Raw genomic sequence first — 23963 nt, 5'->3', positions numbered from 1 at the left:
CTACTCCTGCGCGCCGACCCGGTCGATGACCAGCGGCCCCGGCGTGTACGACGTGCCGGGCGCCGCGATGTCGTAGCCGCCCTCGAGCGCGGCGAGCGCGCGGTCGAAGCGCTCCGGGGTGTCGGTGCGGAGCGTGAAGAGCGGCGCGCCCGCGGTGACGGCGTCGCCGGGCCGGGCGTGCCAGACCACGCCGGCACCGGCCTGCACCGGGTCCTCCTTGCGCTCGCGCCCGGCGCCGAGGCGCCAGGCGGCGATGCCGACGGAGAGCGCGTCGAGGCGGGTCAGGACGCCGTCGGAGGGCGCGGTGACGACGTGCTCCTCGCGCGCGACCGGCAGCGTGGCGTCGGGGTCGCCGCCCTGGGCCTGGATCATCCGCCGCCAGGCGTCCATCGCGGAGCCGTCGGCGAGCTTGTCGGCCGGGTCGACGTCGTCGCGGCCGGCCCCGGCGAGCATCTCGCGGGCCAGCGCCAGGGTGAGCTCGACGACGTCGGCCGGGCCGCCCCCGGCGAGCACCTCGACCGACTCGGCGACCTCGATGGCGTTGCCGGCGGTGTAGCCGAGCGGGGTCTGCATGTCGGTGAGCAGCGCGACGGTGCGCACGCCCGCGTCGGTGCCGAGCGCGACCATCACCTCGGCGAGCTCGCGCGCCTTGTCGACGTCCTTCATGAAGGCGCCGCTGCCGACCTTGACGTCGAGGACGAGCGCCCCGGTGCCCTCGGCGATCTTCTTGCTCATGATCGACGAGGCGATCAGGGGGATCGCCTCGACGGTGCCGGTGACGTCGCGCAGGGCGTAGAGCTTCTTGTCGGCGGGCGCGAGACCGTCGCCGGCCGCGCAGATCACCGCGCCGACCGACTCGAGCTGGGCCATCATCTCGTCGTTGCTGAGCAGCGCGCGCCAGCCCGGGATCGACTCGAGCTTGTCGAGGGTGCCGCCGGTGTGGCCCAGGCCCCGCCCCGACAGCTGCGGGACGGCGACCCCGCACGCCGCGACGAGCGGTGCGAGTGGCAGCGTGATCTTGTCGCCGACGCCGCCGGTGGAGTGCTTGTCGGCGGTGGGCCGGCTGAGCGAGGAGAAGTCCATCCGCACGCCGGAGGCGATCATCGCCGCGGTCCAGTCGGCGATCTCGCGGCGGTCCATGCCGTTGAGCAGGATCGCCATGAGGAGCGCGGACATCTGCTCGTCGGCCACCGCTCCCTGGGTGTAGCGGTCCACCATCCAGTCGATCTGGCTGGTGGAGAGGGTGTGGCCGTCGCGCTTGGTGAGGATCACCTCGACGGCGTCGTGGTTGCCGACTGTCATGCACGCACCCTAGTCGGCACCTCGTGGACCGCTAGTAGGGTCCCGGCATGCTCCGGTCCGCGCCGACCGACCGCCGCGGGATGCTCTGCGCCGTCGGACTCTTCGTCGCCCTGCGCGCCGTCTGCACGGCGGTCCTCGCGGCGTTCGCGGCGGGCCGGGACACCTCGCTGCTCGCACTGCTGGGCCGCTCCGACGCGATCTGGTACGCCCGCATCGTCACCCGCGGCTACGACCACGCCATCCCCGTCGGCCCTGACGGGACCCTGCTGCCGACGAACCTCGCGTTCTTCCCGCTCTTCCCCGGCATCGTCGCGCTGGTCGACCCGGTGCTGCCGGGCGGTGCGGGCACCGCCGGTGTCGTCGTCGCGTGGCTGTGCGGCATCGGCGCGGCGGCCGGGATCTACGCCGTCGGTACCCACGTGCGCGACCGCCGGACGGGCGTGCTGCTGGCCGGCCTGTGGGCCGTCCTCCCCCACAGCCTCGTGCTCTCGATGGGCTACACCGAGCCGCTGTTCACCGGCCTCGTCGCGTGGAGCCTGTGGGCGCTGCTGCGCCGGCACTGGGTGGCCGCGGGCGCGCTGTGCCTGCTCGCCGGGCTCACCCGGCCCACGGCGGCCGCCCTGGTCGTCGCGGTCGGCCTCGCCGCGCTCGTGGCGGTCGTGCGCCGCGAGGACGGCTGGCGCCCCTGGGTCGCTGGCGCGCTGGCTCCCCTGGGCCTGCTGGGGTACGTCGCCTGGGTGGGTCACCGCCTCGGCAGCGCCGACGGCTACTTCCGGGTCCAGAACGACGCCTGGCGGATGTCGTACGACGCCGGCGGCACCACCCTGGCCACGACCCGCGACCTGCTCACCCGCGAGAGCCCGCTCGCGCTGTACGTCACGGCCGCCGTGGTGCTGGTCGCCCTCGGCCTGCTCGTCCTGCTCGCCACCGACCGGGTGCCGTGGCCGCTGGTCGTCTTCGCCGGCGTCGTGGTGGCGCTGTCGTTCTTCGGCGCCGGCTACTACCAGGCGAAGGCGCGCCTGCTGCTGCCCGCGTTCCCGCTGCTGCTCCCGGTCGCGGCCGGGCTCGCGGCAGCCCGGCGCACCACCCTCGTGGTCGTGCTGGCCGTGCTCACGGCGCTCAGCGCCGGCTACGGCGTCTACCTGGCGATCGCCTGGCCCTACTCGCCCTGAACCACGCTCAGGTCGTCGGGCCCGAAGGCCTGCGGCAGCACGGCGTCCATGCCGAGCACACCCTGTGGGGTGAGCACCTCGAGGCCGGCGCCGCCGTTCTCCCAGAGCAGCTGGCGGCAGCGTCCGCACGGCATGATCACGTCACCGACGCCGTTGACGCACACGAAGTGGGTGAGCCGGCCGCCGCCGCTCGCGTGCAGGCTGGAGACCAGGCCGCACTCGGCGCACAGGGTGACCCCGTAGGCCGCGTTCTCGACGTTGCAGCCCACGACGAGGCGCCCGTCGTCGGCGAGCGCCGCCGCACCCACCCGGTAGCCGGAGTACGGCGCGTAGGCGCGTGCCGCGATGTCGTTCGCGGCCTGCTTCAGGGAGTCCCAGTCCACCACGCCGCAACCGTAGGCCACGGCGCCGCACCGCGCGAGGATCTTGCGCCCAGGACTGCCGGAACGAGAAATGTCCCAAGTTGGTAACCGTTTCGACGAATGCGCTTCCCGTGGCGCGCCTTCTGAGCCAGGATGCACCTTCGGAGTATCAGCACACCCCCTTTTTGCCCTGCCGCGGTGCCGGGCGTCGACCTGGAGGACATCTGTGAAGACCTGGAAGAGGACGTCGGCCGTCGCGGCCGTGGCCATCATGGCGAGCGCGGCGCTGGCCGCCTGTGGCGACGCCCCCGAGAAGAGCGCCGACAAGAAGAGCGACTTCCTCCCCTGCATCCTGTCCGACGCCGGCGGCTTCGACGACAAGTCGTTCAACCAGCTCAGCTACGAGGGCGTGAAGGACGCGGCCAAGGAGCTGAACAGCGACTACAAGGAGTTCGAGTCGAAGAACGAGAACGACTACGCTCCCGCGCTCGACCAGTTCGTCAACCAGGGCTGCGACGCGATCGTCACGGTCGGCTTCGCGCTCTCCGCGGCCACCGTCGAGTCGGCCAAGGCCAACCCCGACATCGAGTACATCCTCATCGACGACGCGGCCGACAACGACTTCGACGGCAAGAAGGACGCCGACAACATCAAGCCGATCCTCTACGACACCGCGCAGGCGGCGTTCCTGGCCGGCTACGCGGCGGCGGACTACACCAAGACCGGTGTCGTCGGCACCTACGGCGGCCAGCCGTTCCCGACCGTCACCATCTTCATGGACGGCTTCAAGCAGGGCGTCGACTACTACGCCAAGGAGAAGGGCAAGTCCGTCAAGCTCGTCGGCTGGGAGGGCAACGACAAGGGCGTCTTCACCGGTGGCTTCGACGCCAACGAGAAGGCGACCAACACCGCCAAGCAGATCCTCGACCAGAACGCCGACGTGATCCTGCCGGTCGGTGGCCCGATCTACCAGGGCGCGCTCACCGCGATCAAGGACTCCGGCAAGGACGTCGCCATGATCGGTGTCGACGCGGACTTCTACGAGACCGACCCGACCACGCGCGACCTGATCTTCACGTCGATCCTCAAGAACATGAAGACCTCGACCATCGAGGCCGTCGTGGCGGCGGGCAACGACAAGTTCGACCCCGAGGCCTACATCGGCACGCTCGAGAACGACGGAGTCGGCATCGCGCCGTTCCACAACTTCGAGAGCAAGATCAGCCCCGACCTGCAGGGTGAGCTCGACACCGTCAAGGCGGGCATCATCGACGGCAGCATCCCGGTGAGCTCCTACCTCACCAAGTAGGTTTCCGCGCCTACGGCGACGTAGCGCCCGGGGGAGGTCGGCCTGGCCGGCCTCCCCCGGACTGCGTTCTCGCGGCACGTACCATCCCCTACCTCTGGCTTCGCCCACGTCTCCTCGGAGAGGATCGCCCCATGACGCTCGAGCTTCGAGGCATCACCAAGCGCTTCGGGACGCTGGTCGCCAACGACCGCATCTCGCTGACCGTGAACGCCGGCGAGATCCACGCCCTGCTCGGTGAGAACGGCGCGGGCAAGTCCACCCTGATGAACGTCCTCTACGGCCTCTACCAGGCCGACGAGGGCGAGATCCTCCTCGACGGCGAGCCGCTGAAGATGGCGGGTCCCGGCGACGCCATGGCCGCCGGCATCGGCATGGTGCACCAGCACTTCATGCTCGTCCCCGTCTTCACCGTCGCCGAGAACGTGATGCTCGGCAACGAGGCGACCGGCTTCGCCGGCACCCTCGACATCGACGCCGCGCGCCGCCGCGTGCGGGAGATCTCCGAGCGCTTCGGGTTCGACGTGAACCCCGACGCGCTCGTCGAGCACCTCCCCGTCGGCGTGCAGCAGCGCGTCGAGATCATCAAGGCGCTCTCCCGCGACGCGCGGGTGCTGGTCTTCGACGAGCCGACGGCCGTGCTGACGCCGCAGGAGACCGACGAGCTCATGGAGATCATGCGCCAGCTCCGCGCGTCCGGCACCGCCATCGTGTTCATCAGCCACAAGCTCCGCGAGGTCCGCGCGATCGCCGACCGGATCACCGTGATCCGCCGCGGCGCCGTCGTCGGCGAGGCCTCCCCCACGGCGTCCAACGCCGAGCTGGCCGCGCTCATGGTCGGACGCCCGGTCGAGCTGACCGTGCACAAGGAGCCGGCCCAGCCCGGCCCCGACGCGCTCGTGGTGCGCGACCTCCAGGTCACCGACGACACCGGCCACGTCCAGGTCGACGGGATCAGCTTCTCGATCGCCCACGGCGAGGTGCTCGGCGTCGCCGGCGTCCAGGGCAACGGGCAGACCGAGCTCACCGAGGCGATCCTGGGCCTGCAGCACCACGTGCGCGGCTCGATCGCCCTCGACGGCGTCGAGCTGGTCGGCCGCTCGGTCCGCAAGGTGCTCGACGCCGGCGTCGGCTTCGTCCCCGAGGACCGCCAGGTCGACGGCCTGGTCGGCGGCTTCACGCTCGCCGAGAACCTCATGCTCAACCGCAGCCACGGCAAGCCGTTCGTCTCGGCCGGCACCGTGCGCCGCGGCTACCTCGAGACGTTCGCCAAGGAGAAGCTCGCCGAGTACGACGTGCGCGCCTCCGGCATCAACGCCAAGGCCAGCCAGCTCTCCGGCGGCAACCAGCAGAAGGTCGTCGTCGCGCGCGAGCTCTCCCGCGACCTGCGCCTCCTGGTCGCCGCCCAGCCGACCCGCGGTGTCGACGTCGGCTCCATCGAGTTCATCCACAAACAGGTCGTCGCCACCCGCGACACCGGCGTGCCGGTGCTCCTGGTCTCGACCGAGCTGGACGAGATCGTGGCCCTCTCCGACCGGATCATGGTCCTCTACCGCGGCCAGGTGGTCGGCATCGTGCCGGCGGACACCCCGCGCGAGACCCTCGGCCTGATGATGGCCGGCGAGCGCCCCGAAGGGATCGGCGAGTGAGCACCAACGACGAGGGCCAGGCCGTGGCCGAGAACCCCGAGACCCCGGAGAACCCCGAGAACCCGGAGGTCCCCGCGGACCAGAAGCCGCGCGAGCCGGGCCGCTTCGACGGCGTCCTGCGCGAGATCGCGACCGGCAACGCCCTGGTCGCGGTGCTGTCGGTGCTGCTGGCCATGGTCATCGGCTCGCTGATGATCCTGCTCACCGACCAGGACGTCCGCGACACGCTCGCCTACATCGGCTCGCGGCCGAGCGACTTCTTCAACGCGGTGGGCACGTCGATCACCGACGCCTACACGGCCCTGTTCCGCGGCGCGATCTACAACACCAACGTCGATGGCTTCGAGCTGCGGATCCGGCCGCTGACCGAGACGCTCAAGTTCGCCGCGCCGCTGATCCTGGCCGGCCTCGGCGTCGGCCTCGCCTTCCGCGCGGGCATGTTCAACATCGGCGGCCGCGGCCAGATGCTGCTCGCCGGCACCGCCGCGGGCTGGGTCGGCGTCGGCATGGACCTGCCGATGGCGGTGCACCTGCCCCTCGCCGTCGTCGCGGGCGCCCTGGCCGGTGCCCTGTGGGCCGGCATCGCGGGCTTCCTCAAGGCCCAGAGCGGCGCGCACGAGGTGATCGTCACGATCATGCTCAACTACGTCGGCTACTACCTGGTCTTCTACGTGCTCTCCAAGCAGGGCCTGCTCCAGGCGCCCGGCTCGCTCAACCCCAAGTCCAAGCCGATGCCCGAGTCGGTCATCCTGCCCAAGCTGCTCGGCGACCGGTTCAGCCTGCACCTCGGCTTCCTCATCGCGCTCGTCGCGGTCGGCTTCACCTGGTGGCTGCTCAACAAGTCCGCGCTCGGCTTCCGGTTCCGCGCCGTCGGCGAGAACCCGGACGCCGCCCGCGCCTCCGGCATCAACGTCGGCCGCACCTACATCACCGTGATGCTCATCGCCGGTGGCCTGGTCGGTCTCGCGGGCGTCAACCAGATCCTCGGTACGGCGACCAGCGGCGTCACCGTCGACATGGACGCCGGCATCGGCTTCGACGCCATCACGGTCGCCCTGCTCGGCCGCTCCCGACCACTCGGCATCCTCGCCGCCGGCCTGCTGTTCGGCGCGCTCAAGGCGGGCGGCTTCTCCATGGCCGCCGCCGAGGGCATCCCGGTCGAGATCGTCCTGGTCATCCAGTCCCTGATCGTCCTCTTCATCGCCGCTCCCCCGCTGGTGCGAGCGATCTTCCGCCTGCCGAAGGAGGCGACGGCATGAGCACCACCATCGACGTTCCGGTCCCGGCGGCGGTCGAGCCGTCCGCGCTCCCCCTCCGCACCCTGATCAAGACGCCGATCATGCTCGGCGTCGTGACGCTCGCGATCGCGCTGCTGATCGCGCTCAACGCCCGCTCGGGCGACACCGGCTTCCGGCTCGCCACCGACACCGACTTCTTCGAGCTGCCCGAGGTCACGCTGCCATCGACCGCGACGGTCGCCGTGATCGTCGCGCTCCTCGCCGCCTGCACGGCGGTGTCGGCCCTGCTGGTGAGCCGCGCGCGGCGGACGCCGCTGTGGCTGATCGCGATCTTCTCGGTGCTCGCGATGACCGGCTTCCTGGCCTGGGCCGCGGCCGGCAAGACCGTGCCCGTGGTCGGCCTGCTCGGCGGCTCGATCGCGCTCGCCGTGCCGCTGGTCTTCGGTGCGCTCGGTGGCGTGCTCGGCGAGCGGGCGGGCGTCGTCAACATCGCGATCGACGGCCAGCTGCTGTTCGGCGCCTTCGCGGCCGCGATGTTCGGCACGATCGTCGGCTCCCCCTGGGGCGGCCTGGTGGCGGCGATGTTCGCCGGCGCGCTGGTCGCGCTCGTGCTCGGCTTCTTCGCGATCAACTACTTCGTCGACCAGGTCATCGTCGGCGTCGTGCTCAACGTGCTCGTGATCGGCCTGACCAGCTTCCTGTTCAGCCAGGTGCTCGCCGACAACCCCCAGAAGCTCAACGCCCCCGACCACTTCTCCCGGATCCCGATCCCCGTGCTCGGCGACCTCCCGGTGATCGGCCCGGTGCTGTTCCGCCAGACGATCCTCGTCTACCTGATGTACGCCGCCGTCGTGGTCGTCGCGTGGGCGCTCTACCGCACCAAGTGGGGCCTGCGCGTGCGCGCGGTCGGTGAGCACCCCAAGGCCGCCGACACGGTCGGCATCAAGGTCAACCGGACCCGCTACACGACGCTGCTGATCGCCGGCCTCATCGCCGGCGCGGGCGGCGCGACGTACACGCTGGTCTCGGTGCCGCAGTTCGGCCAGGAGATGACCGACGGCGCGGGCTACATCGCCCTCGCCGCCGTCATCTTCGGCCGCTGGGACCCGGTCCGCGCGACGCTCGCCGCCCTGCTGTTCGGCTTCGCGTCGAACCTGTCGGGCGTGCTGTCGGTGCTCGGCTCGCCGGTGCCCAGCCAGTTCATGCTGATGCTGCCGTACGTCGTCACGATCGTCGCCGTCGCCGGCCTGGTCGGGGCGTCCCGTGCCCCGGCCGCCGACGGCGTCCCCTACCGCAAGGGTTGAGGCTCAGCGCGTCCGCTTGTGGACGCGGATGACGTTGTTGGCACCGCGGACCTTGACCTTGGTCTTGCCCGCCTTGACCCGCACCACGTTGTTCGCGCCCTTGACGACGACCTTGCGCAGCTTGCCGTAGACGACCTTGTTATTGGCCCCCTTGATCTTCACCGAGGTGCCCTTGGGAGCGGTGACGGCGGAGTTGGCGGCCTTGACCAGCACCGGGCCGAGCGTGCGGGAGGCCACCACCCGGGTGTTGCTGCCGGTGACGGTCAGCGCGGTCGCGCTGGTCAGGCTGACGGTGACGTTGCTGCCGCGGACGGTGACGGCGCCGCAGGTGCCGGTGAGCGTGTAGACCTCGGTGCTCTCGGTCAGGACGACCGGGGCGCCGGTGCAGGTGATGGTCACCGCGGCGCCCGCGGGTGCGGGCGCGGCGACGGTGAGGCCGGCCACGAGGGCGGCGGGGGCGAGGGCGGCGAGCGCGCCGGTGGCGCGGGAGATCGCAGTCATGATGGGTTCCTTCCGAGCGAGGTGCCGGACGAAACCCTATTTCCCCGACGTGAGCGCGTTGAGGGCGACCCCGGCCAGCATCTGCGCGCCGAAGCCGACGGCGGCCTCGTCGGCCTCGAAGTCGCCCTGGTGCAGGTCGAAGCGCGGACCGCCCGGCGTGCGGGTGCCGAGCCGGAACATCGCGCCGGGGACGTGCTCGAGGTACCACCCGAAGTCCTCGCCGCCCAGGCTCTGCTCGACCTCGGTGCGGTGGTGCAGGCCGAGCAGGTCGTCGGCCGCCGAGGCGACCATCGCGACGCTGAGCCGGTCGTTGACGACCGGCGGCACGCCCTGGAGGTAGTCGACGCTGGCGGTGACACCGTAGGGGCGCACGATGTCGAGCACCGCCTCGCGGACCACGGCCTCGCACGAGGCCCAGGCCTCGGCGTCGAGGATCCGCACGGTGCCGCTGGCGATGCCGTGGTCGGGGATGACGTTGGGGGCCGAGCCGGCGCGGAGCATCCCCCACACCACGCTGACGCCGGCGCGGGGGTCCATCCGCCGGCTCAGCACGGCCGGCAGCTCGCTGGTGATCTTGGCCAGCGCGAACGTGAGGTCGCCGGTCAGGTGCGGGCGCGAGGTGTGCCCGCCGCTGCCCTCGAGCCGGACGTCGATGCGATCGGCGGCGCTGGTGATCGGGCCGGAGCGCAGACCCACCGCCCCGACGTCGACCGACGGGTCGCAGTGGAGCGCGAAGATCCGGTCGACGCCCTCGAGCGCCCCGTGGCTGATCAGGTGCTTCGCGCCGCCGGGCATGACCTCCTCGGCCGGCTGGAAGATCAGCCGCACCCGGCCCGGGAGCAGGCCCTGGGCGTGGATCTCGCCGAGCGCGTGGGCCGCGCCGACCAGCGCCGAGGTGTGCACGTCGTGGCCGCACGCATGGGCGACGCCGTCGACCGAGCTGCGCCACGGGTGCGGCGTGAGGTCGGGAACCGGCAGGGCGTCGAGGTCGGCGCGCAGCGCGACCGTCGTCGCGCCGTGGCCGAGGTCGGCCACCACCCCGCTGCGCGGCATGCGGGTGACCTGCCACCCGGCGCGCTCGAGGTGGGCGACCACCTGGTCGCAGGTGCGCTGCTCGGACCACGACACCTCGGGGTGCCGGTGCAGGTCACGGCGCAGCTCGACCAGCTCGTCGTCGAGCTTCTCGACGACGGCGGCGACCAGGCCGAGCAGGCCTGCTGCATCACGACGTTCCACGGTGCCCAACCTACGCCGTACGACATGACGTGCGGGCGCCCGACCTCAGGTCGGACGCCCGTACGACGTCGTGGCGCGCGATCAGCGCCGGTACTTCACGACCTTGCCGGCCGGGACGTCGCCCGGCTGCCCGCTGAGGCCGGACAGCACGTTCTCGGTGACGTAGACCTTCTTGCCCACGACCTCGACCGCAGACGGCAGCGCGATCTTCGCGAACGTCCGCTTCTTGCCCTTGGGCGTGATCCGGGTGACCTTGCCGCCGAAGAGCTCGGAGACGTAGATGTTGCCGTCGTCGGCCACGCCCACGCCGGCCGCGCTCACGAAGCCGGTGGCGACCCGGGAGAGCTTCTTCTTGGCCAGGTTGACCCGGAACAGCGAGCCGGGCACGGTGCCGTCCTCGGGACCGCCCGGCAGACCGGTGACGTAGAGCTTGCCGTCGGCGTACTCGACGTCGGTCGGCACGCCCTCGAAGCGGTACTGCTTGCCGATCGCGCACTCGGGCATGCCGGTCGCCTCGGCCAGCGCGGGCGTGACGGTGGCGGTCACCGGGGGCAGCAGCGCGACCGTCTTGATCTTGCCGTCGCGGATCCGGTAGACGCCGTTGGACGCGGCGTCGGCGACGTACACGTCGCCGTTGTGGACGGCGGTCGCGTAGGGGTGCGACTCGACGATGCCGTTGTACGACGCCGGCGGGACGCCCTCGCCGCTCGGCCAGGCCGCGACGCACTCGGGGCTCAGGCCCACGCCGCCGTAGGTGAAGATCTTGTCCGGGTTCCGGCTGGCCTCGTAGGCGCCGAGGTCGGCGAGCGTGCGCACCTTGCCGGCCGCCGTCCGCTTCATCACCTTGCTGTTGACGATGAAGTAGACCGCCTTGCCCTCGGTCGAGACGCCGCCCACCTCACCCTGAGCGGTGTAGACCACCTTGGCCGGCTTGCCCGGCTTCTTCACCAGCAGCTTGCCGGCGAAATTCTCGGTGTAGTAGACGTGCCCCTTGTCGTTGACCGCGACGCTCAACGGCGACAGGAGGCCCGTGGCGACGGGCTTTCCGGGGGCCGGAGCGGCAGCCTGTGAGGGGGCGAGGACGGAGCCGGTGACCGCGGCGGCGATGCCGGCGGCGACGAGCACGCGAAGGGAACGGGAACGGGTACTGGGGGAAACCATGCCGGAGATGCTCACCCGGAGCCGCGCGCGCTGTCCGGCGAACGCAGCGAATTTTACGGTTCGACGCCGTCGTACGCCGCGAGCAGCCGGTCGGCGGCCAGCGGGGCGGTGAGTTCTCCTGCGAGGACCGCGGCGCGTATGTCACCCTGGACCGATTTGACGGCCGCACTGTGCCGCAGCCGCTGGTCGAGCTCGTCGCGCACCAGGGCCCACGTGAAGTCGAGCTGCTGCTCGGCGCGCTTGCGCGCGAGGCCGTCGGGGCCGAGGTGGTCGCGGTGCTGGAGGACCTGCCCCCAGACCTCGTCGACGCGCGCGCCGGTGAGACCCGAGCAGGTGACGACGGGCGGCGCCCACTCGGAGTGACCGCGGACCAGGCGCAGCGCCCCGGCCAGCTCGCGGGCGGCGACCCGGGCCTCCTGCTCGCGCGCGGGGTCCTCGGGGTCGGCCTTGTTGACGGCGATCACGTCGGCGAGCTCGAGGATGCCCTTCTTGATGCCCTGGAGCTGGTCGCCGGTGCGGGCGAGGGTGAGGAAGAGGAAGGTGTCGACCATGCCGGCGACGGTGACCTCCGACTGCCCCACGCCGACGGTCTCGACGAGGATCGCGTCGTACCCGGCGGCCTCGAGGACCGCCATCGCCTGCACGGTCGCGCGCGCCACTCCCCCGAGCGTGCCGGCCGACGGCGACGGGCGGATGAAGGCGTGCGGATCGGCCGACAGGCGGGCCATCCGGGTCTTGTCGCCCAGCACCGAGCCGCCGGTGCGCACCGACGACGGGTCGACGGCGAGCACGCCCACCTTGTGCCCCGCGCCGGTCAGCGTGCTGCCCAGCGACTCGATGAAGGTGGACTTGCCGACCCCCGGCACACCGGAGACGCCCACCCGCACGGAGTCGCGCTTGGGCAGGCCGGCGAGCAGCTCCCGGGCCAGCGCACGGTGCCGCGGAGCCGTCGACTCCATCACCGTGATCGCCCGGGAGACCGCTGCCCGCTTGCCGTCGCGCACGCCGGCGATGAGGGTGTCCGCGTCGAGCGCGCTCACGTCGTCCTCAGGGTCCTCAGTGGTCGAGCTGGTCGCGCAGCTTGGCCAGCAGGTCGAGCGCCGACTCGGCGATCACCGTGCCGGGCAGGAACACCGCTGCGGCGCCCATCTCCTTGAGGGTCGGTACGTCGTCCGGCGGGATGACGCCTCCGATGACGACCATGATGTCGTCACGCCCCTGCTCGGCCAGCGCGTTCTTCAGCGCCGGGAGCAGGGTGAGGTGGCCCGCGGCCAGCGACGAGACCCCGACGATGTGGACGTCGGCGTCGATCGCCTGCTGCGCGACCTCCTCGGGGGTCGAGAACAGCGGGCCCACGTCGACGTCGAAGCCCATGTCGGCGAAGGCCGAGACGACGACCTTCTGGCCGCGGTCGTGGCCGTCCTGGCCCATCTTGGCCACGAGGATGCGCGGACGGCGTCCCTCGGCCTCGGCGAACTCGTCGGTCGCGTCGCGGACCTGGCCGACGAGCGAGTCGCCGGCTCCGTCGTTGGCCAGCCCGGCCTCGTCGCGGTACACGCCGGAGATGGTACGGATGACGGCCTGGTGCCGGCCGTAGACCTTCTCGAGCGCGTCGGAGATCTCGCCGACGGTGGCCTTGGAGCGGGCCGCGGCGACGGCCAGGTCGAGCAGGTTGCCGTCGCCGGAGTCGGCGGAGCGGGTCAGCGCGTGCAGCGCGGCCTCGACCTCGCCGCCGTCACGCTCGGCACGCAGCCGCTCGAGCTTGGCGACCTGCTGGCGGTAGACCTCGTCGTTGTCGACCTTGAGCACCTCGAGCGGGTCCTCGGCCGGCAGCCGGAAGGTGTTGACGCCGATGACCTTCTGGGCGCCCGAGTCGATCCGCGCCTGGGTGCGGGCGGCGGCCTCCTCGATGCGCATCTTCGGGATGCCCTGCTCGATCGCGGCGGCCATGCCGCCGGCGGCCTCGGCCTCCTGGATGTGCGCCCACGCGCGCTCGGCGAGGTCGTGGGTGAGCTTCTCGACGTAGTAGGAGCCGGCCCACGGATCGATCATCTGGGTGGTGCCGCTCTCCTGCTGCAGCAGCAGCTGGGTGTTGCGGGCGATGCGCGCCGAGAAGTCGGTCGGCAGCGCGATCGCCTCGTCGAGGGCGTTGGTGTGCAGCGACTGGGTGTGCCCCTGGGTCGCGGCCATCGCCTCGATAGCGGTGCGGCCGACGTTGTTGAAGACGTCCTGCGCGGTGAGCGACCAGCCGGAGGTCTGCGAGTGCGTGCGCAGGCTCAGGCTCTTGGGGTTCTGCGGGTCGAACTGGCGCACCAGCCGGCTCCACAGCGCCCGGGCCGCGCGCATCTTGGCGACCTCCATGTAGAAGTTCATGCCGATCGCCCAGAAGAACGACAGCCGCGGCGCGAACTGGTCGATGGTCAGGCCCGACTCGAGGCCGGCCCGGATGTACTCGACGCCGTCGGCCAGCGTGTACGCCAGCTCGAGGTCGGCGGTCGCCCCGGCCTCCTGCATGTGGTAGCCGGAGATCGAGATCGAGTTGAACCGCGGCATCCGCTGGCTGGTGAACGCGAAGATGTCGGAGATGATCCGCATCGACGGCGCCGGCGGGTAGATGTAGGTGTTGCGGACCATGAACTCCTTGAGGATGTCGTTCTGGATGGTCCCGCTCAGCTGCTCCGGCTTCACCCCCTGCTCCTCGGCCGCGGCGATGTAGAGGGCGAGCACGGGCAGCACGGCGCCGTTCATCGTCATCGACACCGACATCTGGTCGAGCGGGATGCCGTCGAACAGCGTGCGGGTGTCGTAGATCGAGTCGATCGCCACGCCCGCCATGCCGACGTCGCCGCGCACCCGCGGGTGGTCGGAGTCGTAGCCGCGGTGGGTCGCCAGGTCGAACGCGACGCTCAGGCCCTTCTGGCCGGCCGCGAGGTTGCGGCGGTAGAAGGCGTTGGACTCCTCGGCGGTGGAGAAGCCGGCGTACTGCCGGATCGTCCACGGCTGCGTGGTGTACATCGTCGGGTACGGCCCGCGCAGGAACGGGCTCAGTCCCGGGTAGGTGTCGAGCGCGTCGAGGCCGGCGACGTCGGCCGGGCCGTACGACGTCTGGATGTCGATGCCCTCGGGGCTGCGCCACGGCTCGCCGGCCGGCAGGTCCGGCGCGGCCGCGGCGGCCTGGTCGGGAGCGAGCGGCAGGCCCGCGAAGCTCTTGGGGATGGTCATGCCAGCTTCTCCCTCGTGCGGTTCAGGAAGGCGAGCGCGTCGATGCCCATCGCCGCGCTGTCGTCGACGTACTCGGTGGGCTTGCCCGCGACGATGACGTGCGTGGCGCCCGCCTCGCGGAGGGCGGCCGCGGCGGCGGCGCCCCACTCGTCGTACGCCGTGTCGGTGCCGGCGAGGCAGACGACCTGCTGGCCGTCGTAGGCCGCGACGAGCTCGTCGACGCCGGCGGTCGGGCCGGCCACCTCGACGGCGATGCCACCGGCGGCGAGCAGGTTGCTCACGAATGTGGCCCGCGCGGTGTGCTGGGCGATCGAGCCGAGCGTGGCCAGGAAGACCGGTGCCGTGGCGGGTGCGTCGCGCAGCGCCTCGAACGAGGCGCCGTAGCGGCGGACCCGGTCGTTGAGCGGGTCGTCGGCGCGCTCGGGCAGCGTCTCGGCGAGGTTCGGGAACTCGCTGACGCCGGTCAGCGGGCGCTTGCGCCGGGCGATGTCGGCCTCGCGCTTCTCGACGACGGCGGCGATCCGGGCCCGGAACGGGTCGAAGTCGTGCCCGCCCTCCCACTCGGCCTCGAGCTGCTGGAACTCCGCCCAGCCGGCCGCGGCCAGGTCGGCGGTGAGCTGCTCGACGGCGTACGCGCCGCCGGCCGGGTCGGCGACCGCGGCGACGTGCGACTCGTCGATGAGCAGGTGGTTGACGTTGCGCGCGATCCGGCGGCCGAAGCCGTCGGGGCGGCCGTTGGCGCTGTCGAACGGCAGCACGGTGACCGCGTCGGCGCCGCCGACACCGGCCGCGAAGGCCGCGACGGTGCCGCGGAGCATGTTGACGTAGGGGTCGTACTTGCTGAGCATCGGCCGGCTGGTCACCGCGTGCTGGCGCTGGGCGACGGGGCTCTCGACGCCGCTGACCTCGAGGACCCGGCTCCACAGGACCCGAGCCGCGCGGAGCTTGGCGATCGTGGGGAACTGCTCGTCGGTCGCGGCGTAGCGGAACTCGACCTGGCGGGCGGCGTCCTCGACCGAGAGGCCGTGGTCGGTCAGCCAGCGCAGGTAGGCGACGCCCACCGCGATGGACCAGCCGAGCTCCTGGGCGTCGCTCGCACCGAGGTCGTGCGCCGCCGTCGCGTCGACGACGATCGCCCGGATGTCGTGCTGGTCGGCCTTGCGGGCCAGCGTCTGCAGCTCGGCGACCGCCTCGTCGACGGCGAGCGGGATGTCGCGCAGCATGACGCCGAGCGGGTCGATCCCGAGGTTGCTGTCGGGGTGCTTGGCGCCGGGGAGCGCGAGGAACGCCTCGGCCACCTGCGTGGTCGCCGACGGCGCGTCGAGGACGACGGGCGCCAGGTCGAGCAGCACGTCCTTCAGCGTCGCCGCGACATCGGTGGCCTCGTCGGCGGCCAGCCACAGGCTGGTCACGCCGCCGTCGAGGTCGACGAGCGCCGCCTCGTTGGCGGCCTTGGCGTCCGGGTCCGCGACCAGGCTGCGGATGTCCCAGGCACCCTGGCGGGACGGGCGCACCACGCTCACGGCGCCACCGGGCAGGCCGAGCGGGGTCACGGCGATGCCGTCGAGGGTGGTGCGGGTCAGCTTGTCCCACACGGCGCTGTCGGGGTCGCTGTCGCCGAGCTTGCGGGTCTTCCGCAGCACGGCGGCCGTGGCGGCCTCCCATTCAGCACGCGTGTGCGCGTCCTCGGGCTGCGCCAACGAGAGGGGCGAGTCAGTCACGAGGGCCAAGACTATCCGCGACGGGACCGGTGTCACCCCGGTGTGACATATCTCCGCCTCGTCGCCGCCTCGCGGGAGGCCGCCCGCGCGGAGCAAGCGGGCGCTAGGTTGCCTCCGGCTGGGCCCGGCCTGGGTCGCCGGGGTGTCCCACCGACCACCCCTACGATGCCCCCGTGAAGGTACGAGACCCCCAGGGCCGCACCTGGCGCGTGACCCGGCGCTGGGTGCCGTGGCGGCGCCGGCTGCGCGCGCCCGACACCGGCCCGCTCGACTGGGCCACCGGGCTCGGCGACGACCCGATCAGCGCGGTCATCGGCATCGTGCTGCTGGTGCTGGCCCTGCCGTTCATCATCCTGGGCCTGGTGGTCGCGTTCGAGCTCGTCCTGCTCCTGCTGCTCATCCCGTTCGCCGCCCTGGCCCGGGTCGCGTTCGGCGCGCACTGGACGATCGAGGCCCGGCGCGGCTTCACCGCCTGGTGGGAGGCGCCGTCGGGGACCTGGCGCGAGAGCGGCGAGCGGATCCGGGCCGTCGCCCGGGCGATCGAGGAGGGACAGCTGCCGCCGCGCACGATCGACCCACCCGACGACGTCCCGGACGCCGCACCGAACGAAGCACCGAACGACGCCTGAGCGTTCACCGGCCCGCCACCTGGACGGTGAGGTCGCGCCATGTCCGCGGCCCACCGTGGAGGCATGCGGATCGTCCTGGCCACCGAGTCCTTCTACCCGGCCGTCGACAGCACCACGACCACGCTCAAGGCGACCGTCGACCGCCTCGTCGACCGCGGCCACGCGGTGCGGATCCTCGCGCCCGGGCCGGGGCTGGCGAGCTACCGCGGCTGCGACGTCGTCCGGGTGCGCCCGCTCGAGCCGACCGGTGCGCAGGTGCGCGAGGCCATCGAGACCTTCGCCCCCGACCTCGTCCAGGTCCACTCGCCGCGCGCCGTGGGGCGCAAGGCGCTCAAGCACGCCGCGCGGGCCGGCGTGCCGACGCTCGCCGTCGAGCAGTCGCCCGTCCTCGACCTCGCCGCCGACTACTGGCGGGCGAAGGTCGCCGAGCGCGCCGACCGGGTCCTGGTCACCTCGCACTGGATGGTCGAGCGTGCCGCCGAGCTCGGCGTGGACGCCGGCCTGTGGGAGCCGGGCGTCGACCCGCTCGCCTTCTCCCCCACGCTGCGCGACCCCTGGCTGCACCGCTCGTGGTCCAAGGCGAAGGCCACCGCGGGCGGCAAGGTCGTCGTCGGCTACGTCGGCGGCCTCCACAAGCCCGCCGGCGTGCGACGCCTGGCCGCCCTCGCCGATGTCCCCGGCATCCGTGTCGTGGTGATCGGCGGCGGCCCCGACCGCGAGTGGCTCGCCCGGCGCCTGCCGCACGCACGGTTCACCGGGCCGCTCGCGATCGGCGACCTGACCGTCGCGCTGCCCACCCTCGACGTCCTGGTCCACCCGGGCGAGCACGAGACCGACTGCCACGCCCTGCGCGAGGCGGGCGCCTCCGGCGTCCCGGTCGTGGCGCCGCGCGCGGGCGGTGCGCCCGACGTCGTCGCGCACCTCGAGACCGGCGTCCTCTACGACCCCGCCGACCCCCGCGACCTGGCCCGCGCCGTCACCGCGGTCGCCGCGGACCCGCGCCGCGGCCTGCTCGGCGCAGCCGGGCGGGAGCGGGCGCTGCGCCGTACCTGGACCGACGCGGTCGACGAGCTGGTGACCGCCGCCTACCCTCAGCCGGCGCCGGTCGTGGCCTGAGCCCCGAAGGCGCCGAGCCACGCGGCCAGCACCGCCTTCTCGAGCGCCGGCCGGTCGCGGAGCACGCCGCCGACGGCGAGGCCGCGCAGCAGCGACAGCAGTCCGTCGGCGAACACCTCGAGCCGCTCGTCGTCGAGGTCGCCGACGAGCAGCAGGAGCGGCTCGCGCAGCTGGCGGCCGAGCTGGCGGGCGCCCGGGCGCAGCGCAGCGCGCAGCTCGGGATCGGTGCGCGCGGCGACCCACAGCTCGAGCCCGGCCACGTACGTCGGGCGCCGGGTCACCTCGTGCAGCACCTCGATCAGCTCGGCGGGCCCGGCGTCGGCCACCGCCGCCTCGATCTCCCCCGCCTGGGCCGCGGCCACGTAGTCGACGGCGGCGACGGCGAGCTCGCGCATCGAGGAGAAGTGGTGGGTGAGCGCGCCGCGGGTGACGCCCGCGGCGGTCTGGACCCGCTGCATGGTCAGGCCGGCGTACCCGTGCCCGACCATGACCTCGACGGCGGCCGCCAGGATCTGCTCCCGGGTCCGCAGGGCTCGTGATTGACGTCGGGCCGCTTCCACGGGCAGAATCCTCGCAGGCACAAAACAGACCATACAGTCTGTTTTCATCGCAAGCGCGAGGAGACTCCCCCATGACCCTGGCCGCCAGCCTGGTCCGCCGCGGCGCCGCCGCCTTCGCCGAGCGCACCGCGCTCGTCTTCGGCGACGACTCGCTCACCTACGCCGAGGTCGACCGGCGCGCGAACCTGATCGCCCACCACCTCGCCGGCCACGGCGTCGGCAAGGGCACCCACGTCGCGCTGCTCGTCAGCAACGGGCTCGACTCCATCCCCATGGAGTTCGCCGCCATCAAGGCCGGACTGGTGCGCGTGCCGCTCAACGCGCGGCTCTCGCTCGACGAGCACGCCGACATGGTGACCGGCTCGCACGCCACCGTCGTCGTCGCCGACGCCGCGCTCGCGGCCCGGGCCGACGAGCTCGCGGCGCGGATCCCCGGGCTGCGCGCGTACGCGCTCGCCGACCTCCTGGCGCCGGTCGCCGAGCCGGTCGGCGAGCCCGACGTCGTCCTGAGCGAGGACGACCCGTCGCTGCTCCTCTACACGTCCGGGACGACGGGCAAGCTCAAGGCCGTCGTCCACACCCAGGGCAGCTATGCCGCGATCTGCAGCAACATCCTCGCCAACCTGCTCGACCCGCAGCCCGACTCGGTGATGCTCCACGCAGCCTCGCTGATCCACGCCAGCGGCACGTTCGTGCTGCCGTACTGGGTCCGCGGCGGCGCGTCCGCCATCCTCCCCGGCTTCGAGCCCGCGTCGTTCGCGGCGGCGATCGCCCGGCACCGGGCGACCGAGATCAACCTGGTGCCGACGATGTTCGCGATGCTCCACGGCTCCGGCGCCCTCGACGGCGCGGACCTCTCCTCGCTGCGCAAGGTCATCTACGGCGCGAGCCCGATGCCGCGTCCCGTGCTGGAGCGCTCGATCGAGGTCTTCGGCCCGATCCTCACGCAGTACTACGGCCAGACCGAGGCGCCGCTGTGCATCGCGGTCCTCGACCAGCACGCCCACGCCGATCCCACCCTGTGGGGTGCGTGCGGGATGCCCGCCACCGACGTCGAGCTGCGCCTCGTCGACGAGGACGGCGCCGAGGTGCCGGCCGGCGAGATCGGCGAGATCGCGCTCAAGGCACCGTTCCGGATGCAGGGCTACTTCGAGGCCGACGAGCTCAACGCCCGCTCGCTGACCGGCGACGGCTGGCTGCGCACCCGCGACCTGGCCCGCTTCGACGAGCGCGGCTACCTGCACCTGGTCGACCGGACCAGCGACATGATCATCACCGGCGGCTACAACGTCTACCCGCGCGAGGTCGAGGACGCCCTGGCCGCGCACCCCGCCGTCGCCGAGTGCGCCGTCGTCGGCGCCCCCGACGAGAAGTGGATCGAGGCGGTCACCGCCTTCGTCACCCTCCGCCCCGGGGCGACGGCCGACGAGCCCGAGCTCATCGAGCACGTCCGCGCCCGGATCGCGGCCCACAAGGCCCCCAAGTCCGTGCACTTCGTCGACGCCATCCCGAAGTCGGCCGTCGGCAAGATCCTGCGCCGCGCCCTGCGCCAGCCGCTCTGGGAGGAGACCCGGTGAACGACGTCCGCATCGAGACCGACGGGGACGTCACGACCATCGTGATGAGCCGCCCCGAGCGGCACAACGCGGTCGACGGCCCGATGGCCGCCGAGCTGGCCGCCGCGTTCCGGGAGTTCGAGGCCTCGGACGCGAAGGTCGCCGTCCTCGCGGGCGACGGGCCGTCCTTCTGCGCCGGCGCGAACCTCAAGGCCGTCGGCACCCCCCAGGGCAACCGGGTCTCCCCCGAGGGCGACGGCCCGATGGGCCCCACCCGGATGGATCTGTCGAAGCCGGTCATCGCCGCGATCCACGGCCATGCCGTGGCCGGCGGCCTCGAGCTCGCGATCTGGTGCGACCTCCGCGTCGCCGACGAGGACGCCACCCTCGGTGTCTTCTGCCGCCGCTGGGGCGTCCCCCTCATCGACGGCGGCACCGTCCGCCTGCCCCGCCTGATCGGGCACAGCCGGGCCATGGACCTCATCCTGACCGGCCGCCCCGTGGACGCGGCCGAGGCGCTGTCGTTCGGCCTCGTCAACCGCGTCGTCCCCCACGGGACGGCACGCGAGGCGGCCGTCGCCCTCGCCCACGAGATCGCGCGGATGCCCCAGACCTGCCTGCGCGGCGATCGTCAGGCCGCCCGCGCCCAGTGGGGCGAGACCGAGGAGTCGGCGCTGCGTCGCGAGCTCGCCGTCGGCATGGTCTCGCTCGTCGCCGACGGCGTCGACGGGGCCGGCCGGTTCGCCGCAGGCAAGGGCCGGGGCGGGTCGTTCGACGACATCTAGGCGGTCCGCGGCGCGAGCGATCCCTCCAGCAGCTCGACGAGAGCGCGGCCGTGGGTCAGCTGCGGGTGGTGCCCGGCGCCGGGCACCACGACCAGCTCGACGCCCGGCACCGACGCGAGCTGCTCGACCGCGTCCGCGGCCAGCGGGTCGTCGGCTCCCGTGATGATGCGGACCGGACCGCCGAATCGCGCCAGCGCCTCCCGCAGCTCACGACGCCACTGCGTCGAGGCCGCCCGGGCGAGGTGCTCGGCCACCCGGCCGGCGCTGCGTCGCCTGAGGTCGCTGACGCTGGACTCCAGCGCGGCCGCGCTCGCTCCGGCGCCCGTCAGCTGACGGGACAGCCGGGCCGGGTCCGTGTGCCGCAGGTAGGTGCGCACGAGCGGCCGCAGCCGGGCCGACGCGCCCATCGGGGCCTGGAGGAAGAACGGCGCCACCAGCGTGAGGGACCTGACCCGCGCCGGGAAGCGGTCGGCCGCGACGACGGCCGCGGCCGCGCCGATGGAGTGACCGACGACGTCCGCAGGCTCCTCCCCCAGCACCGCCGGCAGCCACTGCTCCCAGTCCGGGACGCCGGTCCCGCCGCTGAGCCCGAGGCCGGGCAGGTCGACGGCGCGGGCGCCGATCCCGGCGGCGACCTCGGCCCACGTGTCCGCGTTGACGGGCAGGCCCGGAAGGACCACCCGGCGCGAGCCGGGCTCGCCGAGCTCGAACGTCCGCAGGCCGCCCGCGGTCACGAAGCGGCGGTCGCCGGCCGGGGCGGCACCGAACCGGTGGGCGGCCAGGTGGTCGGCCCAGCGCTCGAGGGACACCCGTGCATCGGGCATCCGGAGGCCGTGCCGGTCGGCGAGCTCGACGGCGGACGCCGTCGGGTACCGGTCGGCCGACAGGAAGGTGAGCGTCTCGGGGTCCGCCTTGGTGAGCGCCCGCGGCAGCCGCTTGACCACACCGACCGGCATCCGCACCCGCGGCACCTTCGCGCCGAGGTGCCGGCCGACGTGCGTGAGCAGGTCCGCGAGCGGCGGGGTGTCGTCGTCGAGGACCCAGTAGGCCCGGCCCACCGCATCGGGGTCGACGGCCGCAGCTGCCATGAACGCGGCCAGGTGGTCGACCGTCACGACCGGGAGGAACGTTGACGCGCCACCCGGCAGCGCGGCGGCCGTGCCGTCCCAGACCTGCTCGATGGTGGTCGCCAGTCCGATGAGCTGGTCGGACTCCCCGGTCACGCTGTCGCCGATCACGCTGCTCGGGTTGACGATCGTCCAGGGGACGCCGCGCTCCTGCGCCCCGGCCTGGAAGAGGAGGTCGGACTCCACCTTGGAGGCCTCGTAGGCACCCAGCTCCCGGTAGACCGCGGCGCGGTGGTCGTCGGACCACGGCAGGGACGACGGGTCCTGCCCGCCGACGCGGTAGCCCGAGACGTGGACGACGCGCCGCAGGTCGGGGAGGTCGGCGGCGAGGTCGAGCAGCCTCTCGACGATGCCGACGTTCGCGGTGCGCGCCTCGTGCGCCGTCATGCCGAACCGGTAGGAGCCGGCACAGTTGTGGATCTCGGTGACGTGCGCGAGGGCCGCGGGGCCGCCGGCGACGATCGGGTCCGCCTCGAAGTCGACGAGCGTCGTCCTGATGCCGCGGGTCAGGCCGTGCTCCCTGAGCCACTGCTCGACCCGTGCTCCGGACTCGGCGGTGCGGACCGCCGCCGTGACCTCCGCGCCCGCCTGGGCCAGGGCCAGCACGAGGTGCCGGCCGACCAGGCCCGAGGCCCCGAGGACCAGCGCCTGGCGGGACTCCTCGCGCGAGCTCATCGCGTCCCTCCGGCGGCCTGGCAGCGCTGCTCGACGAGGTCGGCCACGACGTCGGCGGCCGCCTCCAGCGGACGGATGCTCCGCATGGCGCGCGCGACGATGACCGCCCCCTCGATCGTCGAGACGACGACGGTCGCCAGCGACCGCGCCTCGGCCGGCGCGAGGCCGCTGGCCTCGAGGAAGGCCGCCGTCGGGGAGATCCAGGACTCGAACGCGGCGAGGCAGGCCTCGCGCAGTCGCTCGCTCTCCGCGCCCATCTCGAGGGTGACCACCGAGACCGGGCACCCCAGCCGGAAGTCGCTCTCGCTGACGATGGCGGTCAGGGCCTCGATCGCGGCGCGGGCCGCGGCGGCCGGGCTGCCCGCGGAGACGGCCGCCTCGGCGATCAGCGTCTCGAACTGCCGCGCGGCCAGCTCGACCGCCGCGATCCCCAGCCCCTCCTTGCCGTCGGGGAAGTGGAAGTAGATCGACCCCTTGGGGGCTGCCGCGTGCTCGATGACGGCGTTGAGGCCCGTGCCGCTGTAGCCGTTGGTCTGGATGAGCTCGAGCATGGACTCGGCGAGCCGCGCCTTGGTCAGGTCTCCCTTGGATGCCATGACCACAGAATAGACCGGTCTACATATTCCGCCAAGCGGGGCCGCTCCTACGCCTGGACGATCCCCACCACCAGGTTGATCGTCGTCGCGATGATCGCCGCCCCGAACACGTACGAGATCAGGCAGTGCCGCAGCACCACGGCGCGGATCGCCGAGCTCTGCACCGCCGTGTCGGAGACCTGGTAGGTCATCCCGAGGTTGTAGCTGAAGTAGAGGAAGTCGCGGAAGGCCGGCGGCTCGGTGGTGTTGAAGTCGATCCCGCCGGGGGTGTCGGAGTAGTAGAGGTGCGCATAGCGCGTGGCGTACATGAAGTGCACCGAGGCCCAGGCCATCGCGACGGCGGCGAGGGCGAGGGCGGCCGCGGCGTCCTTGGTGTCGCTGTGGCCGGCGACGAGGAGCATGACGACGCCGACCAGGCCGCCCACGGCGGCGCAGGCGACGACGACCTCGTCGGCGGCGGGACGCAGGTCCTCGTGGGTGGCGTTGGCGCGGGTGGCGGCGGCGTCCATCGGCCAGAGCACCACCCAGCCGAGGACGACGTACACCGCGCCGGCGGTCGCGACCCCGGTCAGGACGCCGATCTCGGCCGCCGCGAGCAGCCCGCCCACGACCGCGACGGCGACGCCGGCGACGAGGGCGGAGAGCAGCCGCGGGAGCGCGGTGGCGACCAGGCGCGGGCGCCGGGCGGGAACGGGGCTCGCTGCCATGCGGCTCAGCGTACTGACGGCGCGTGGTACTGATGTCC

At 72.8% G+C, this 23963-nt stretch carries 21 protein-coding genes; 9 read left to right on the top strand and 12 right to left on the bottom strand.

Annotated elements, in window-relative coordinates; translation table 11 throughout:
- Entirely contained in the window at nucleotides 1–1302 is a 1302-nt protein-coding gene (locus BM223_RS26550; RefSeq protein ID WP_038677477.1) for a thymidine phosphorylase, read from the bottom strand.
- A gap of 47 nt (nucleotides 1303–1349) precedes the next feature.
- Between BM223_RS26550 and BM223_RS26545 the strand changes: the two genes are divergently transcribed.
- Nucleotides 1350–2474, top strand: coding sequence for a glycosyltransferase family protein (locus tag BM223_RS26545; RefSeq protein ID WP_141267450.1), 1125 nt, complete (start codon nucleotides 1350–1352; stop codon nucleotides 2472–2474).
- On the opposite strand, the gene BM223_RS29980 is transcribed toward BM223_RS26545, so the two are convergent.
- Nucleotides 2462–2860, bottom strand: coding sequence for a cytidine deaminase (locus BM223_RS29980; RefSeq protein ID WP_235319186.1), 399 nt, complete (start codon nucleotides 2858–2860; stop codon nucleotides 2462–2464). The two genes, BM223_RS26545 and BM223_RS29980, sit on opposite strands and share 13 nt — an antisense overlap.
- A gap of 202 nt (nucleotides 2861–3062) precedes the next feature.
- Here BM223_RS29980 and BM223_RS26535 point away from each other — a divergent pair, with 202 nt between their 5' ends.
- The 4 genes from BM223_RS26535 (at nucleotide 3063) to BM223_RS26520 (ending at nucleotide 8333) form a co-directional block, all read left to right on the top strand.
- Entirely contained in the window at nucleotides 3063–4145 is a 1083-nt protein-coding gene (locus BM223_RS26535; RefSeq protein WP_038677475.1) for a BMP family lipoprotein, read from the top strand.
- A 131-nt stretch (nucleotides 4146–4276) separates the two neighbouring features.
- Entirely contained in the window at nucleotides 4277–5791 is a 1515-nt protein-coding gene (locus BM223_RS26530; RefSeq protein ID WP_038677474.1) for an ABC transporter ATP-binding protein, read from the top strand.
- The gene (locus tag BM223_RS26525) at nucleotides 5788–7050 is read left to right on the top strand and encodes an ABC transporter permease (RefSeq protein WP_235319184.1); all 1263 of its coding nucleotides are present in this window, start codon (nucleotides 5788–5790) and stop codon (nucleotides 7048–7050) included. Before BM223_RS26530 ends, BM223_RS26525 begins: the two co-directional genes overlap by 4 nt.
- Nucleotides 7047–8333 (top strand): ABC transporter permease, encoded by a 1287-nt coding sequence (locus BM223_RS26520; protein ID WP_038677473.1) that lies wholly within the window; start codon nucleotides 7047–7049, stop codon nucleotides 8331–8333. The genes BM223_RS26525 and BM223_RS26520 overlap by 4 nt, the downstream gene beginning before the upstream one ends.
- Nucleotides 8334–8336: 3 nt before the next feature.
- On the opposite strand, the gene BM223_RS26515 is transcribed toward BM223_RS26520, so the two are convergent.
- The 6 genes from BM223_RS26515 to BM223_RS26490 form a co-directional block, all read right to left on the bottom strand.
- On the bottom strand, nucleotides 8337–8834 hold the full coding sequence (locus tag BM223_RS26515) for a DUF3060 domain-containing protein (RefSeq protein WP_038677472.1): 498 nt from the start codon (nucleotides 8832–8834) through the stop codon (nucleotides 8337–8339).
- 36 nt (nucleotides 8835–8870) lie between these two features.
- The gene (locus tag BM223_RS26510) at nucleotides 8871–10070 is read right to left on the bottom strand and encodes an amidohydrolase (protein ID WP_038677471.1); all 1200 of its coding nucleotides are present in this window, start codon (nucleotides 10068–10070) and stop codon (nucleotides 8871–8873) included.
- 81 nt (nucleotides 10071–10151) lie between these two features.
- On the bottom strand, nucleotides 10152–11195 hold the full coding sequence (locus BM223_RS26505; RefSeq protein WP_052138334.1) for a ScyD/ScyE family protein: 1044 nt from the start codon (nucleotides 11193–11195) through the stop codon (nucleotides 10152–10154).
- Nucleotides 11196–11284: 89 nt separating this feature from the next.
- Nucleotides 11285–12271, bottom strand: coding sequence for a methylmalonyl Co-A mutase-associated GTPase MeaB (gene meaB, locus BM223_RS26500; RefSeq protein ID WP_038677470.1), 987 nt, complete (start codon nucleotides 12269–12271; stop codon nucleotides 11285–11287).
- A 16-nt stretch (nucleotides 12272–12287) separates the two neighbouring features.
- Complete coding sequence (scpA, locus tag BM223_RS26495; RefSeq protein WP_038677469.1) at nucleotides 12288–14453, bottom strand: methylmalonyl-CoA mutase; 2166 nt, start codon at nucleotides 14451–14453, stop codon at nucleotides 12288–12290.
- A complete protein-coding gene (locus BM223_RS26490; protein ID WP_235319182.1) occupies nucleotides 14450–16174 on the bottom strand; it encodes a methylmalonyl-CoA mutase family protein in 1725 nt (574 codons plus the stop codon). The genes scpA and BM223_RS26490 overlap by 4 nt, the downstream gene beginning before the upstream one ends.
- Before the next feature lie 173 nt (nucleotides 16175–16347).
- Here BM223_RS26490 and BM223_RS26485 point away from each other — a divergent pair, with 173 nt between their 5' ends.
- The gene (locus BM223_RS26485) at nucleotides 16348–16803 is read left to right on the top strand and encodes a hypothetical protein (protein WP_141267448.1); all 456 of its coding nucleotides are present in this window, start codon (nucleotides 16348–16350) and stop codon (nucleotides 16801–16803) included.
- A 63-nt stretch (nucleotides 16804–16866) separates the two neighbouring features.
- Nucleotides 16867–17919, top strand: a complete 1053-nt coding sequence (locus tag BM223_RS26480) for a glycosyltransferase (RefSeq protein ID WP_052138332.1) — start codon at nucleotides 16867–16869, stop codon at nucleotides 17917–17919.
- On the opposite strand, the gene BM223_RS26475 is transcribed toward BM223_RS26480, so the two are convergent.
- Complete coding sequence (locus BM223_RS26475) at nucleotides 17895–18479, bottom strand: TetR/AcrR family transcriptional regulator (RefSeq protein WP_038677467.1); 585 nt, start codon at nucleotides 18477–18479, stop codon at nucleotides 17895–17897. The two genes, BM223_RS26480 and BM223_RS26475, sit on opposite strands and share 25 nt — an antisense overlap.
- Before the next feature lie 71 nt (nucleotides 18480–18550).
- On the opposite strand from BM223_RS26475, the gene BM223_RS26470 reads away from it, so the two are divergent.
- Both BM223_RS26470 and BM223_RS26465 read left to right on the top strand, forming a co-directional pair.
- Nucleotides 18551–20056, top strand: a complete 1506-nt coding sequence (locus BM223_RS26470) for an AMP-binding protein (RefSeq protein WP_038677466.1) — start codon at nucleotides 18551–18553, stop codon at nucleotides 20054–20056.
- Nucleotides 20053–20820 (top strand): crotonase/enoyl-CoA hydratase family protein, encoded by a 768-nt coding sequence (locus BM223_RS26465; RefSeq protein WP_038677465.1) that lies wholly within the window; start codon nucleotides 20053–20055, stop codon nucleotides 20818–20820. The genes BM223_RS26470 and BM223_RS26465 overlap by 4 nt, the downstream gene beginning before the upstream one ends.
- Here BM223_RS26465 and BM223_RS26460 read toward each other — a convergent pair.
- Genes BM223_RS26460 through BM223_RS26450 form a run of 3 tightly spaced genes read right to left on the bottom strand, consistent with a single transcriptional unit; the run spans nucleotide 20817 to nucleotide 23925 of the window.
- A complete protein-coding gene (locus BM223_RS26460) occupies nucleotides 20817–22622 on the bottom strand; it encodes an alpha/beta fold hydrolase (protein ID WP_038677464.1) in 1806 nt (601 codons plus the stop codon). The genes BM223_RS26465 and BM223_RS26460 overlap by 4 nt on opposite strands.
- Nucleotides 22619–23218 carry a TetR/AcrR family transcriptional regulator gene (locus tag BM223_RS26455; protein WP_038677463.1) on the bottom strand — a complete coding sequence of 200 codons (600 nt, stop codon included), beginning with the start codon at nucleotides 23216–23218 and terminating at the stop codon, nucleotides 22619–22621. Before BM223_RS26455 ends, BM223_RS26460 begins: the two co-directional genes overlap by 4 nt.
- 47 nt (nucleotides 23219–23265) lie before the next feature.
- The gene (locus BM223_RS26450) at nucleotides 23266–23925 is read right to left on the bottom strand and encodes a DUF1345 domain-containing protein (protein ID WP_052138331.1); all 660 of its coding nucleotides are present in this window, start codon (nucleotides 23923–23925) and stop codon (nucleotides 23266–23268) included.
- Nucleotides 23926–23963 lie beyond the last annotated feature (38 nt).

The sequence above is a fragment of the Pimelobacter simplex genome (assembly GCF_900114845.1).
GTDB lineage: Bacteria > Actinomycetota > Actinomycetes > Propionibacteriales > Nocardioidaceae > Nocardioides > Nocardioides simplex.
Note: the sequence above shows the minus strand (reverse complement) of the source record. Positions and strands in the feature narration are given on the sequence as shown.

Excerpts from the sequence above, each read along its gene's own strand:
- BM223_RS26550 (WP_038677477.1), bottom strand. The coding sequence starts at position 1,302 with ATGACAGTCGGCAACCACGACGCCGTCGAGGTGATCCTCACCAAGCGC.
- BM223_RS26545 (WP_141267450.1), top strand. The coding sequence starts at position 1,350 with ATGCTCCGGTCCGCGCCGACCGACCGCCGCGGGATGCTCTGCGCCGTC.
- BM223_RS26530 (WP_038677474.1), top strand. The coding sequence starts at position 4,277 with ATGACGCTCGAGCTTCGAGGCATCACCAAGCGCTTCGGGACGCTGGTC.
- BM223_RS26520 (WP_038677473.1), top strand. The coding sequence starts at position 7,047 with ATGAGCACCACCATCGACGTTCCGGTCCCGGCGGCGGTCGAGCCGTCC.
- BM223_RS26515 (WP_038677472.1), bottom strand. The coding sequence starts at position 8,834 with ATGACTGCGATCTCCCGCGCCACCGGCGCGCTCGCCGCCCTCGCCCCC.
- scpA (WP_038677469.1), bottom strand. The coding sequence starts at position 14,453 with ATGACCATCCCCAAGAGCTTCGCGGGCCTGCCGCTCGCTCCCGACCAG.
- BM223_RS26480 (WP_052138332.1), top strand. The coding sequence starts at position 16,867 with ATGCGGATCGTCCTGGCCACCGAGTCCTTCTACCCGGCCGTCGACAGC.
- BM223_RS26470 (WP_038677466.1), top strand. The coding sequence starts at position 18,551 with ATGACCCTGGCCGCCAGCCTGGTCCGCCGCGGCGCCGCCGCCTTCGCC.
- BM223_RS26460 (WP_038677464.1), bottom strand. The coding sequence starts at position 22,622 with ATGAGCTCGCGCGAGGAGTCCCGCCAGGCGCTGGTCCTCGGGGCCTCG.
- BM223_RS26455 (WP_038677463.1), bottom strand. The coding sequence starts at position 23,218 with ATGGCATCCAAGGGAGACCTGACCAAGGCGCGGCTCGCCGAGTCCATG.
- BM223_RS26450 (WP_052138331.1), bottom strand. The coding sequence starts at position 23,925 with ATGGCAGCGAGCCCCGTTCCCGCCCGGCGCCCGCGCCTGGTCGCCACC.